Consider the following 11,923-nt stretch of genomic DNA (forward strand, 5'->3'; position numbering starts at 1 on the left):
GCCGCTTCTTCAGTCTAGTCTTCAAAAATATGACTTTTGTAATCATGTTTTTATGGCAATGCCGCCGATGCTGTGGCATGCCGGCGCCGTGGCGGCATCGAGCTTCGGCCGATGCCGTCGCAATCGGTATCGAAGGGCCCGGCGATGGATATTTTGAGCGCGCAAACCCGTATCCAAAACGATGACATCCGCGCGGTGATGGACAGGCTGCGCGAGGAGCACGGCGACAGCGAGATAGACACCGGCGTTACCGGCCAATGGGAATTTCGCATGCATTACGGCTCGTTGAACGCCGTGTTCGACGACAGCGGCGTGCTGGTCCGCGTCGTGGCGGAGGACGAGACCTGCCTCTCCTACATGAAGATGATCTTTGCCGGCCACATTGCAGCGCATCTGCGCACGACCGAAGGCCTGCGCTGGCAAGGCGACGGCGAGGATGCCGGCACGCCGGTGTTCTTCCGCGAGATTTCGGTCCTGTCCTCGACGCGGCTGTCGCCACATATGCAGCGCGTGCGCTTCTCGGGCCGCGACCTCGGCCGCTTCGCCCATGGCGGGCTGCATGTCCGGCTCCTGCTGCCGCCGGCCAGACGGCACCCGGTTTGGCCAAGCATGGGCGCCGACGGCCTGATCGTCTGGCCATCGGGCGAGGATGCGCTGACCGTCCGCGTCTACACGATCCGCGCGCTCGACGCGGCGAGCGGCTGGCTCGATGTCGACTTCGTGCTGCATCCCGGCGCCGAGACGCCGGCTGCGACCTTTGCCCAGAACGCACGCTTCGGCGACGTCATCGGCATGATCGGCCCTGGCGGCGGCGGCGTGCCGGAAGCGGAAAACCTGCTTCTCGCCGGCGATGACACTGCGCTGCCGGCAATCGGCAGGATCCTCGAAGAGCTTCCGCCGTCGACCCGCGCCGAGGCCTTCATCGAAGTCGATGGTCCGCAGGACCGGATCGCATTGGCGACGGGCAGGAACATTGCCATACATTGGCTTTACCGGCACGGTCGCGAAGCAGGCACTGCCGGCCTGCTGCCCGCGGCGCTGCGCGAGCGCGGCCCCGCAGCCGAAAATCTCTACGTCTGGGCCGGGTGTGAGTTCACCGACTTCCGTGAGATCCGCAGGATCGCACGCAAGGAGTGGGGACTGCCGCGCGACCGGCACCTGGTCACCGCCTATTGGCGGCGCGATGCGCAAGGCGAGGACGGGGCTGGCGAGGAGTAAGGTTGCCGTTTCTCAGTCGCGATCGCTGACCATGGCGATCGCCGGCGCCGCCAGCAGCGCGACCACGCCCGCGCCGCCGAACAGCACGCCATAACCCAGATGCTGCGCCGCATAGCCGGCCAGGATGCCGCCGGCCATGCTGACCAACGCGTCCATGCATTGGAAAAGCGTGAAATCGACCCCCGCCTGCCTCGGATCCGACCAGCGCATGAACTGCGCATAGAGCGCCACGAAGCCGAGCGCCATGATGCCCGAGGAGCTCAGCATCGCTATCGCCGCCAGAGGGCCCGCCGGGAAAGTGCCCGAAAGCGCGAAGGCCGAGAGAGTGAACAGGGATCCGGCCTGCAGGACGAGCGCGAGCACGAGGACGCTGCGCGTGCCCAGCCATCTGACGAGAGCGCCGCCGGCAAGTGCTGCCGCTCCGCCGAGAACCATGCTGCCGGCGCCGTTGACCAGCCCGATCGTGGAAAGGCTGAGCCCGGCATCGACGAGAAACGGGCCGAGCATGGTCAGCGCCGCCTTCTGCGCCAGCACATAAATCGCCGACGCCGCCAGGCCGCGGCGTATCTGCGGACGTCGCAACGCCGTGGCAAGCGAGGGCACATGCTCGCGCACTTCCTCGCGCGATTTGGCGGCGATGCCGAGCAGGAAGGGGAGGCCGAGCAGCACAAGCAGCGCGGCCATGGCCGAGACCGCCGCGCGCCAGCCGTGGATTTCGACCAGATAGAGGAACAGGCCGGCGCCGATCGCGGAGCCGAGGTAGGCGCCGCCGACCTGGGCGGCATTGCCCCAGCCGAGATTTCGGCCGGCAAGGTTCTGCACCGCAAAGCCGTCGCAGGCGATGTCGACTGTGGAGGCGGCAAAGGCGATCACCGTCAGGCAGGCGACCACGGGCCAGAAAGCGGCCGGGCCGAGCTGAGCCACGGCCAGCAGCCCGGCGATGGAGACTAGGCCGCCGACAAGGACGATCGCGCCGGTGCGGCTCCTGCCAGCCGGCGGAAGCCGGTAACGCTCCACCGCTGGCGACCACAGGAACTTCAGCGCCCAGGGCAGGGCGATCAGGGTGAGCAGGCCGATGCGGTCGAGCGGCAGGTCCTGGTCGCGCATGACGGCCGGCAGACCCGTCCAGGTGATGCCGCCGATCACGCTCTGCGCCACGTAGAGGCCGCCGATCGCCGCAACGATGGCGGCCGGCGACGACGCGGCCCGGTTCGAGACGGAAACCGACATCAGAAGCGGTAACGCAGGCTGCCGAACAGCGAGCGCCCTTCGTCGCGATAGCAATAGCCGGCCGAGCAGATCGTCTGCTGATTGTCGAACAGGTTCTTGGCATTGACCTGCAGCTTCACCCCTTCAAGCTTCGGGTTGCGGTAGCCGAAATCATAGGACAGCGAAGCGTCGACGAAGGCGCGGGCGTCGTTCTTGAAAGAGTTGGTGTCGTCGCCGTAGCTCGCGCCGGCGAAGCGCACGCCAGCGCCGAGCCCAAGCCCTTCCAGCGTGCCGTTCTCGAATTGATAATGGCCCCAGAGCGACAGGATGTGGTTCGGCGTCGCCGACAGCTCCTTGCCGTCGGTGCCTTCGGCGCCGCGTTCGATCCTGACACGCAGATAGGTGTAGGAGGCGATGACGCTGAAGCCGTTGTCGAGCGAGGCATTGGCCTCCAATTCGACGCCGCGCGAGTTGAGGTCGAGCTGGCGCTGCTTGTTGATGCCGGTCGAGGCGTCGAAGACGACACCATCCTTCTGGTCGATGTCGAACAGCGCGGCGCTAACGGTCGCGTTGTGGTCCGGAATCTCATATTTGACGCCGATCTCCTTCTGCGTGGCGATGGTCGGGCGAGCGACGCGGCCGACGGGGCTGGCGACGTCGTCATAGACGAAGCCGATGTTGGGCGAGAACGAGGTCGAATAGTTGATGTAAGGAATGATGCCCCATTCGGTCCGGTAGGAGAGGCCGACGCGGCCGGAGAAGGCGCTGTCCGTCTGCTTCGACCGGCTGAAATCGGCGGCGGTGGAGGTCGTGTCGACCCAGTCGTAACGGCCGCTGGTGAACAGGGTGAAATCGTTCCACTCCATCTGGTCGTGCAGGTAGACGCCGAGCTGGTTCATCTCCTGCCCGCCGGAATGGGGAACGGGAGCGGCCTTGATGTCCTCGACCGAGACATAAGAGAGCCCGCTGCCGGCGTCATAGTCCGACCAGGCATAGTCGATGCCGCCAATCGCGGTGTGCTTGACAGGGCCGGTGTCGAATTCGAGCTGCGCCATGTTGTCGACGACGAAGTTCTTCATCGTCTCGGTGTAGTGGCCCCAGTAGCGCTGCAGCGGCTGATCGGCGCCGGTCGAATAATGGCCGCTGTATTCGATGTCCGAGTCGACGGCGTTGTAGCGCAGGTTCTGACGCACCGTCAGCCAGTCGTTGAAGCGGTGCTCGAACTCATAGCCGATGCGCCCCTGGCTCTGGTCGAAATCATTCCAGGCCGGATCGCCCTCATAGACGTTCGACAGAGCACCGTAGGCCGAGTTGTAGAAGGCCGCCGTGCCGCCGCTGACCGACTTCGAATACTCGCCGAGTACGGTGAGCTTGGTGTCCTCGTCCGGCTTGAAGGTGACGGCCGGCGCCAGATAGAGCTTGTCGTCCGGATAGGCCGGCAGGCCGGTCTCGCTCAAGCGGCCGAGGCTGGTGAAGCGGTAGAGGATGCTGCCGTCGTCGTTGAGCGGCCCGGAGGCGTCCAGCGCCGCCTGGAAGCGGTTGTGCTCGCCGGCCAGCAACTCGATCTCGTGGAACGGCTCGTCCTTGGGCCGCTTGGTGACGACGTTGACGATGCCGCCCGGACCGCTGACGCCGTAGAGCGAAGAGGCCGGGCCCTTCAGGATGGTGACGCCCTCGATGCCGTAAGGCTCGGTCTTGAACCACGCCGAGGGGCCGTTGTATTGGCGCAGCCCGTCGCGGAACATGCCGTTGTAGAAGGCCTGGAAGCCGCGCAGGAAGAAGGCGTCGTAGCGCGTATCGAAACCGAAGCTGTTGGGATTGGCGCTGGCCGTATAGCCCAGCGCATCGTTCAGCGTGCGTGGCTTCTGGTCCTCGATCTGCTTTTGCGTGACGACCGAAACCGCTTGCGGGATTTTGGCGATCGGCGTGTCGGTCTTGGTGCCGATGCGGTCCTTCTTGGCGACGTAGCCGTCCTGGACGAGGATTTCGTTGCTCTCGGCGGTAACCTCGATCCTGTCGAGAACGGTAGCATCGCCGCCATCCTGCGCGATCGCCGGCCAGGTCTGGCCGAGGACGGCGGTGCCCGCCAGCAATGATAGTCCCCGGCGCCATGTCCTCGACCGCTCGCGCATAAACTTGCCTCCAGTTATCATGTTTTACTGCGCGCTCGCGCTCTCAAATATGAGTAAGAGAGTCAAGTATTTTCCGTTGCCCGCGCCAAAGTTGATGACATCGCGTTACGTCAGTCGGCACGGGTCGGTCGCGGCCGATGGGCTGGATGCCCGCCGGAGAGGCCGGCAGCGATGCCTCGCTTTGGCTGCGGCTAACCTTCCTGGGATGCCGGGAGAGGAGTGACGTCTTGTTCCGCCGCCGATCCGCGACGCAGGCCGACAAAGACGATGACGGCGGTAATCACGGTGATCGTCGCCAGCACCAGGAGCAGCCGGTCGAAAGCTGTCTCGTAAGCATGGACCAGCAAGGCAGCGCCGGCCGTGGGCAGATGCTGCGCCGTTTCGCCGATACTGCCGGTGACAAGCAGCTGGGCCGCCGCGGCCGCTTCGGCAGGAGCGGCCAATCCCTGGGCGCCGAGCTGCGTGGCGGTGAAGCCCGACAGCGTCGCCATGACGATCGCCAACGCCACGCCCTCGCTGGCGACACGGGTGGTGTTGAAGATGCCTACCGCCATGCCGGCGCGCTCCTTCGGCACGACGCTGACTGCAAGTCCGTCCATCAGTCCCCAGGGCAAGGCGATGCCGATACCGATCAGGATCAGCGGGGCCACCAGCGCGCCGTCCGCCGCCGGCACGCGGCTCAGCCAGACAAGGCCGGCCGCCGCGACGAGCAGGCCAACACCGCAGATCGTGGCCGGAGCGATCCAGCGCGCCGCCTGGCCGGCGAGCAGCGGCAATACAAGCAGCGGTCCGGAGAGGCAGATCATCAATTGCCCCGCCTTGATCTCGCTCATTCCTTCGATGCCGATGAAACGGATCGGCAAGAGCACAAGCAGGACGACGAAGGCATAGGCGGGCGCGGCGGCCAGGAACTGCACGCCGACGAAACGCGGGAAGCGAAACAGCGTCAGGTCCAGCATCGGCCGGCGCATGCGCCGCTCGACAATGACGAAGGCGGCAAAGCCGACGGCAGCCAGGCCGAGAAGCGCGATAACGAGAGGACCGGCCCAGCCGCTCTGCGGCGCCTGCAGCACGCCACAGGTCAGCGCAGCAAGCGCGATCGTGAAGGTGCCGGCTCCCGCCCAGTCGAGCCCGGTTGCATCCGGGTCGCGCGATTCGGTTATGGTGCGCAGACCGAGGGCGGCGGCGGCAACGCCAAGCACCGCCACCAGAAGAAAGATCGCGCGCCAGCCGAATGCGTCGATGAGCAGGCCGGAGGCAACGGGGCCAAAGGCGAGGCCGATGCCGAAGCTGGTGCCGAGGAAACTGAAGGCGCGCAACCGCGATTGCCCGTCGAATTCCTGGGCAAGCGCGGAGGCGCCACCGGCGAAGGCGGCAGCGCCGCCGATGCCTTGCAAGGCCCTGAAAATGTCGAACCAGACGATGCCGGGCGCCAGTGTGGAGCCCAGCGCGGCAAGGACATAGGTGGCGAGGCCAGCGAGGAAGATCCGCTTGCGGCCATGGTTGTCGGCCAGCGCTCCTGCAGCCATCAGGCCGGCGCCGAAGGTCAGCATGAAGGCATTCGTCACCCAATTGAGCTCGATCGGACTGCCGCCGAGATTGGCGGCAATGCGCGAGAGCGCCACGGCGGGACCGGTGAAGCTCAACGGCATCGTCATGGCGGCAAGGCAAACCGACAGCAACACAAGCCATCTGCCGGCGGAGCCGGTTCTGGTCATCAAAGTCATGGATTTTCCTATCTGAGGCGGAATTTTTGGCGTGCCGCGGATGACGGCGCCGATCGCAACGACAAGATAGGGCTGCGACATTTCCAGCAAAATAGTATTAGATCTCCAGTCATCCCGGACTGAAATGCTCGAATAGGCTCACCATGGATCGTCTGAACGGCCTTCTGGCTTTCGCCCGTACCGCCGAGCTCGGCAGTTTCGTCACCGCTGGGCGAGCGCTCGGCATCTCCGCTTCCGCAGTCGGCAAGAGCGTCGCCAGGCTCGAGCAGGAGCTCGGCGTACGGCTCCTGCAACGCAGCACGCGGCGCATAGGCCTGACCGAGGAGGGCAAGCTGTTCAACGAGCGGGTGCGCCGTATCCTCGACGACATCGAAGACGCGGAGGCGATGCTGTCGCGGACACGCGAAACACCGCATGGCCGGCTACGCATCTCGACCCCGATCGTCACCTATCATCTGCTTTTGCCGGTGCTGTCGGAGTTCATGGCCCGCTATCCCGAGATCGAGCTAGACATCGATTTCAACGATCGCATCGTCGACGTCATCGAAGAGGGTATCGACGTCGCGATCAGAAGCGGAGAGCTGCCCGATTCACGATTGGTGTCGAGGCCGGTTGCGCCCTTTCGAATGATCCTATGCGCGGCCCCTTCCTACCTTGATCGCCATGGCACGCCTGGCACGCCGGCGGATCTCGCGGCGCATTTCGGCATACATTTCCGCTTTCTCAACAGCGGCAGGCTGCTGCACTGGCCGTTCACTGCCGGGAGCGCCGCGCCGCAGATCCGCTCGATGCTGACCTGCAACAACATGGAAGCGTTGAAGGGCGCCACGCTCGCCGGTCTCGGCATTGCCTGCATGCCCGATTTCCTGGTGCGCGAGGCGTTGCATGACGGAAAGCTGCGCACGGTGCTTGACGACCATGTCGACGGCCGTGGCCAGTTCCGCATGCTGTGGCCATCCAATCGCCACCTTTCGCCGAAGGTCCGCGTCTTCGTCGATTTCCTCCCAGAGCGGCTTGCGGCAGGGCGATAGTCCAGCTCTAGCGTTGCCGGTCCGTCAGAGCTTTCGAACCGGGCCAGGATAGTCGGCCACTACCTCATCCACCGTAAGCAAGGTAACGCCCTCGACAATGGCTTGAGCAACGAGGATGCGGTCGAATGGGTCCTTATGGATCGCCGGAAGCACGTCGATGGCCACGGCGTGTTCACTGGTAATGGGCAATTCTTGATAACCGTTGTCGAGAAGGCCGCGCCGCAGCAAACGAGGATCCACGGTAAAGCCGTCCCTGCCAAGGCCACGCTTGATTGCGACCTCCCAAAGGCTGGCAGGACTGAACAGCAACTCGTTCGACGGATCCTCGATCTCGGCAAGGGCCGAAAGTGGCAGCCGGTCCGGTTCGCCGGCTGCCCACAGCAGCAGATGGGTGTCGAGCAACAGCTTCACGAGTTCGTGCCGAATAGCTGCTCGATCTCATCGTCACCCATGCGGTCGAAATCATCGGGGACGGAAAACTGGCCGGCCATAAAGCCCACCCGCCGCATCTGTGCCGTGGTCGGCTGATCGAAGGGTACGACTTTGACCAACGGCTTGCCTGCCTTGGCGATAATGAACGGCTCGCCTTTGGCGGCCCGGTCGACAAGGCGCGAAAGATTGGTCTTCGCATTGTGGATGTTCACAGTCTGCATCAAGGTTCTCCAGACAGACTTAGTTCATCAGACTTAGTTCATACCTGGCGACATTGCAAGATGCCACCGGCGACGGTTTCGAGTTTAGCGCGTGCGCTGTAAAAGCAGCTTCTCAGCTCAGGCGGTTTTGGCTTCGGGAAGCCCGAAACCGCCAACCGGTTGGGTCTCGATCTGGAATTCGAAGCCGGCGATGAAGGGACGCGCCTTGGCGATCGCGGCCTGGACCTCCGGCAATTGCAGCGAGGCCTTGTGGCTCGCCTGGTCGGTCCACACCTCGGTGACCCAGATCGCGTCGGCGTCGACCGGATCGATGGCGATGATGTAGCTCAGGCAGCCGGGGAGCGCGCCGGTGCTTTCGCGCAGCACATCCATGACCGCATCGCGCTGGCCACGCGCCGCCCGCATCTTGCCGATCAGTCCGTACATGCCTTGATCTCCCTCCAGGTTGCAGGCTGCATCAAGTATGCAATCGCCGGCTCACGGCATCAACTGGCCGCCATTCACCTCGATCACCTGGCCGATGATATAGCCGCTCAACAGATCGGACGACAGGAACAGATAAGCGCCGACGCAATCCTGCGCCATGCCAGCGCGACCCTGCGGAATGGTGGCGACCATGGCCTGGATCTGCTCGGCGTTCGAATAACGTTCGTGAAACGGCGTCAGGATAGTGCCCGGCGCCACCGCGTTGACGCGGATGCCGAAGCCGATCAGCTCCTTGGCCATGCCGCGTGTCACGTTGGAAACGAAGGCCTTGGATGAGCCATAGAGGCCGGCGCCGCCGCCGGCGCCGTTGCGGGCGGCAATCGAGGACGTGTTGATGATGAAGCCGCCCTGGCGCTTCAGCCACGGGATCGCCTTGCGCGAGGCGGTCAGCACCGAGCGGGCGTTGAGGTCCATCACGGCGTCGTAATGCGCCTCGGTCTGGTCGGCATAGGCGACGCGGCCGAGCATGCCGCCGGCATTGTTGACGAGGCCGTCGAGCCGGCCGAAATGCGTCGCACTTTCCTCGACAACCCGCCCGACATCGGCGGCGATCGAGAAGTCGCCCTGGGTCAGGAACACCTCGCCGCCATCGTCGCGGATCGATTTGGCCAGGCTTTCGGCGGCCTCGCGGCTCGCATTGTAGTGCAGCGCGACCAGGCATTTCTGCGCCGCGTAGGCACGGGCAAGTGCCGCGCCTATGCCGGTAGAAGCGCCGGTGACCAGCACCGCCTTGCCGGCAAGATCGGGGATGGCAAGTGTCGTCATGTCGGCTGGCCTCCAGGGTTGGCGTCTTTCGTAGGCCATTGCCGGCCTGCCATTCAAGTCCGAGCGTATTCAGGGCCTGAGATAGACATAGCCCTGGTGCTGCAGCTCGGCGAGCTTCACGACGCCACCCTTCTCGGCGACCTCGAAGCCCGCCAGCAGGTCGGTCAGCGTGATGTCCATGCCGTGCAGGGTGTTGCCGCAGGCTTGCGGGACCAGTCCCTGCTGGACAAGGCCGGCAAAGCGGCTGGAAACCGCGCCGGAAGCGCCTTTGGACTTGAAGGCTGCGAGAGCCGGACCGTGCACCACAAGCACGATATCGACATTGCCGCCGGTGCCTTCATAGTGGTTCTTGATGTTGCCGAGGACAAAGTTGACCTTGTCCGCGTCGCTGAGGTGATAGGCGACTTTCAGCCTTTCCTCGGCTGTTGCCGCATTTGCCCGGCTCAGGCCGAAAAGGCTTGCAGCGCCTGCGAGACCGGCGCGAAAAATATCACGGCGCAGCATGGTATCCTCCCTTCGCTCACCCGCTCGCGCAATTTCGCATGGTCCGGGCGGCACTCCTAGACTAGCATAATGCCAGTCCTGTAGGCGGGAGGAGGATCACATGACATTGTGGAGCGTGGTAGCGAGAACCGCGGCGGGCGCGGCGCTTTGCACTGCCCTTGCCATTTTTGCCGGGGCGGCGCGCGCCGACGACGCGCTCGGCCTTAAAGAACTCAGCTCCAACGGCGCGGACGCCTGCTTCGGCCGCGTCTACGACGCCGCTCATCTCAAGGCGCATCCGCAACAGAAGGTGGCGCGCATCTTCTTCTTCTATGGTCATGACCCGGTCAGCCGGCCGAACGAGGAGCCGGCCACCAACGCCGACAGCTCCTATAACGGCTTTCTCACCACCACGGTGCGCGGCGCCAAGGCGCCGGAATGGGCCAGCGGCTGGTGCAACAAGAACGACCCGAGCGATCCGTCGAGCGGCATCCGCTGCGGCATGGAATGCGACCGCACGCTGGCCTCGCTCAAGGTCGACGACAGGGGCCGGCTGATCCTCACCAACGTACAGCCTGACGTGTATCTTGACGCAGGCGCTGAGGAGGATATCGGCAAGGCGAAATACAACGAGCAGGCGCTGGGCAGCGAGGACGACAATTTCAAGCTCGATCCCATGCCGGCCGAGAGCTGCAAGGCGGAGTTCGCGCGCATCGATCCGATCGACCCGGCGCTCGGCGACCCGTTGCGCGTGCGGCTTAGGCCCGACCAGCCCTTCTGCTTTGGCCGTGACTACGACGATGCGCATCTGAAGTCGCATCCGAACCAGCTGACGCAATCGATCCGCGTCTTCCGCAGGTCAGTCGAGCTCGCCTCTTTTGCCGCAAGCGGGGATATCGCAAACTGGCCGGACGGGGCGGACATCGCCGTGTCGGTGACGACCAGGGGGAAGGGGGCCAAGGTCACGCAGACCTATTCCTGCCAGGGCGAGGCGGACCAGTGGCGCTGCTCGGCCAGCTCGAAGATGAGCGATTTTGCCTGCGACATCTCGCAGAAGGAGATTTTCCTGAAGCGCGGCGCTGGTGGCATGATGATGCTGGCCAATCCCAACAATGCGGTCGCGGTCGTCGATCTCTGCTCGAAGACCGCAGACGGCAAGACGAAGTCGGACGACAAGGTCTACCGGCTCAATCCGATGCCGCAGTCGGCCTGCACGCCGTAACTAGCGAAGTTGGGAGGCTCCAGCCGACCCGCCATGCTAGCACAGTCACGCGAAAGGCACCGCCGTGGTGCCTTTCGGCAGCTTCGCCTCGTCCTCCGGCTCGACATGGATGGTGACGCGCACCGAGGGGAGCTCGGCTTTCAGCGCGTCCTCGATGCGGTCGCAGATGACATGGCTGGCGCCGACCGTCATGTCGGCGTCGACGACCAGGTGGAACTCGATGAATGTGGCGCGCCCGGCTATGCGCGTCTTGAGATCATGCACCTCCAGCGCGCCCTTCGAATTGGCCGAGATGATGTCGCGGATCTGCATGTTCTCCTGGCTGTCGACGGCGCGGTCCATCAGCCCGTTCATCGACGAGCCGATGACATGCCAGCCCTGCCACAGGATGTTGAGCGCGACGATCACGGCAAGCGCCGGGTCGAGGATCTGCCAGCCGGTAAGCACCGCGCCGACAAGGCCGGCAAAAACGCCGACGGAGGTCACCACGTCGGTCATGATGTGCTGACCGTCGGCGACAAGCGCCGGTGACCTCGCGTTCCGTCCGGCGCGGATCAGCGTCCAGGCCCAGATCGCGTTGATGACCGTCGCCACACCGTTGACGGCAAGACCTTTCCAGGGCTGCTCGATCGGGGCCGGATGCTGCCAGGACTGCCAGACCTCGTTGAGGATAAGCAATGCCGCGACGACGATCAGCACCCCTTCGAGCACGGCCGAGAAATATTCGGCCTTGTGATGGCCGAAGGGATGGTCCTGGTCCGCGGGCCTGTAGCTGACCTGGATCGCCCAGAACGCGGCCGCCGAAGCAATCACGTTGACGATCGATTCCGCCGCGTCCGAATAGAGCGCGACCGAACCGGTGATGTACCAGGCGGCAAGCTTCAAGACCAGCACGACGCAGGCGACGAGGATCGACCAGAAGGCGAGCCTGGCAACCTTCTCCCGGCTCGCGGCTTTCGCCGCGGCCGCCGTCGTGTCCCGCGTTGCGGCCATGTTT

At 64.5% G+C, this 11,923-nt stretch carries 12 protein-coding genes; 3 read left to right on the forward strand and 9 right to left on the reverse strand.

What is annotated here, in order from left to right; translation table 11 throughout:
* Nucleotides 1-144 precede the first annotated feature (144 nt).
* Nucleotides 145-1,218, forward strand: a complete 1,074-nt coding sequence (locus AC0L2L_RS21425; RefSeq protein WP_473580936.1) for a siderophore-interacting protein — start codon at nucleotides 145-147, stop codon at nucleotides 1,216-1,218.
* A 12-nt stretch (nucleotides 1,219-1,230) separates the two neighbouring features.
* Here AC0L2L_RS21425 and AC0L2L_RS21430 read toward each other — a convergent pair whose 3' ends face one another.
* From AC0L2L_RS21430 to AC0L2L_RS21440, 3 genes are all read right to left on the reverse strand, one after another.
* Nucleotides 1,231-2,448 carry an MFS transporter gene (locus tag AC0L2L_RS21430; RefSeq protein ID WP_473580938.1) on the reverse strand — a complete coding sequence of 406 codons (1,218 nt, stop codon included), beginning with the start codon at nucleotides 2,446-2,448 and terminating at the stop codon, nucleotides 1,231-1,233.
* Complete coding sequence (locus AC0L2L_RS21435; protein WP_473580940.1) at nucleotides 2,448-4,559, reverse strand: TonB-dependent siderophore receptor; 2,112 nt, start codon at nucleotides 4,557-4,559, stop codon at nucleotides 2,448-2,450. Before AC0L2L_RS21435 ends, AC0L2L_RS21430 begins: the two co-directional genes overlap by 1 nt.
* Before the next feature lie 191 nt (nucleotides 4,560-4,750).
* Nucleotides 4,751-6,286: an MFS transporter gene (locus tag AC0L2L_RS21440; RefSeq protein WP_473580941.1), complete on the reverse strand. Its 1,536-nt coding sequence runs from the start codon at nucleotides 6,284-6,286 to the stop codon at nucleotides 4,751-4,753.
* A gap of 143 nt (nucleotides 6,287-6,429) precedes the next feature.
* Here AC0L2L_RS21440 and AC0L2L_RS21445 point away from each other — a divergent pair, with 143 nt between their 5' ends.
* Nucleotides 6,430-7,317 carry a LysR family transcriptional regulator gene (locus AC0L2L_RS21445; protein ID WP_473580943.1) on the forward strand — a complete coding sequence of 296 codons (888 nt, stop codon included), beginning with the start codon at nucleotides 6,430-6,432 and terminating at the stop codon, nucleotides 7,315-7,317.
* A gap of 24 nt (nucleotides 7,318-7,341) precedes the next feature.
* Here AC0L2L_RS21445 and AC0L2L_RS21450 read toward each other — a convergent pair whose 3' ends face one another.
* The 5 genes from AC0L2L_RS21450 to AC0L2L_RS21470 form a co-directional block, all read right to left on the reverse strand.
* The gene (locus AC0L2L_RS21450; RefSeq protein ID WP_473580945.1) at nucleotides 7,342-7,728 is read right to left on the reverse strand and encodes a type II toxin-antitoxin system VapC family toxin; all 387 of its coding nucleotides are present in this window, start codon (nucleotides 7,726-7,728) and stop codon (nucleotides 7,342-7,344) included.
* On the reverse strand, nucleotides 7,725-7,970 hold the full coding sequence (locus tag AC0L2L_RS21455) for a type II toxin-antitoxin system Phd/YefM family antitoxin (RefSeq protein ID WP_473580947.1): 246 nt from the start codon (nucleotides 7,968-7,970) through the stop codon (nucleotides 7,725-7,727). Before AC0L2L_RS21455 ends, AC0L2L_RS21450 begins: the two co-directional genes overlap by 4 nt.
* Nucleotides 7,971-8,087: 117 nt before the next feature.
* Nucleotides 8,088-8,396: a putative quinol monooxygenase gene (locus tag AC0L2L_RS21460; protein WP_473580949.1), complete on the reverse strand. Its 309-nt coding sequence runs from the start codon at nucleotides 8,394-8,396 to the stop codon at nucleotides 8,088-8,090.
* 51 nt (nucleotides 8,397-8,447) lie between these two features.
* Nucleotides 8,448-9,221, reverse strand: a complete 774-nt coding sequence (locus tag AC0L2L_RS21465; RefSeq protein WP_473580950.1) for an SDR family NAD(P)-dependent oxidoreductase — start codon at nucleotides 9,219-9,221, stop codon at nucleotides 8,448-8,450.
* A gap of 69 nt (nucleotides 9,222-9,290) precedes the next feature.
* Nucleotides 9,291-9,725, reverse strand: a complete 435-nt coding sequence (locus AC0L2L_RS21470; RefSeq protein WP_473580952.1) for a DsrE family protein — start codon at nucleotides 9,723-9,725, stop codon at nucleotides 9,291-9,293.
* A gap of 100 nt (nucleotides 9,726-9,825) precedes the next feature.
* On the opposite strand from AC0L2L_RS21470, the gene AC0L2L_RS21475 reads away from it, so the two are divergent.
* Nucleotides 9,826-10,926 carry a hypothetical protein gene (locus tag AC0L2L_RS21475; RefSeq protein ID WP_473580954.1) on the forward strand — a complete coding sequence of 367 codons (1,101 nt, stop codon included), beginning with the start codon at nucleotides 9,826-9,828 and terminating at the stop codon, nucleotides 10,924-10,926.
* Between the two features lie 45 nt (nucleotides 10,927-10,971).
* Here the strand turns inward: AC0L2L_RS21475 and AC0L2L_RS21480 are convergent, their stop codons facing one another.
* Complete coding sequence (locus tag AC0L2L_RS21480; protein WP_473580955.1) at nucleotides 10,972-11,919, reverse strand: cation diffusion facilitator family transporter; 948 nt, start codon at nucleotides 11,917-11,919, stop codon at nucleotides 10,972-10,974.
* Nucleotides 11,920-11,923 lie beyond the last annotated feature (4 nt).

Source organism: Mesorhizobium sp. WSM4832 (genome assembly GCF_055811115.1).

Coding starts and splice junctions, on each gene's coding strand:
- AC0L2L_RS21425 (WP_473580936.1), top strand. CDS start 145: ATGGATATTTTGAGCGCGCAAACCCGTATCCAAAACGATGACATCCGC.
- AC0L2L_RS21430 (WP_473580938.1), bottom strand. CDS start 2,448: ATGTCGGTTTCCGTCTCGAACCGGGCCGCGTCGTCGCCGGCCGCCATC.
- AC0L2L_RS21435 (WP_473580940.1), bottom strand. CDS start 4,559: ATGCGCGAGCGGTCGAGGACATGGCGCCGGGGACTATCATTGCTGGCG.
- AC0L2L_RS21440 (WP_473580941.1), bottom strand. CDS start 6,286: ATGACTTTGATGACCAGAACCGGCTCCGCCGGCAGATGGCTTGTGTTG.
- AC0L2L_RS21445 (WP_473580943.1), top strand. CDS start 6,430: ATGGATCGTCTGAACGGCCTTCTGGCTTTCGCCCGTACCGCCGAGCTC.
- AC0L2L_RS21455 (WP_473580947.1), bottom strand. CDS start 7,970: ATGCAGACTGTGAACATCCACAATGCGAAGACCAATCTTTCGCGCCTT.
- AC0L2L_RS21460 (WP_473580949.1), bottom strand. CDS start 8,396: ATGTACGGACTGATCGGCAAGATGCGGGCGGCGCGTGGCCAGCGCGAT.
- AC0L2L_RS21465 (WP_473580950.1), bottom strand. CDS start 9,221: ATGACGACACTTGCCATCCCCGATCTTGCCGGCAAGGCGGTGCTGGTC.
- AC0L2L_RS21470 (WP_473580952.1), bottom strand. CDS start 9,725: ATGCTGCGCCGTGATATTTTTCGCGCCGGTCTCGCAGGCGCTGCAAGC.
- AC0L2L_RS21475 (WP_473580954.1), top strand. CDS start 9,826: ATGACATTGTGGAGCGTGGTAGCGAGAACCGCGGCGGGCGCGGCGCTT.
- AC0L2L_RS21480 (WP_473580955.1), bottom strand. CDS start 11,919: ATGGCCGCAACGCGGGACACGACGGCGGCCGCGGCGAAAGCCGCGAGC.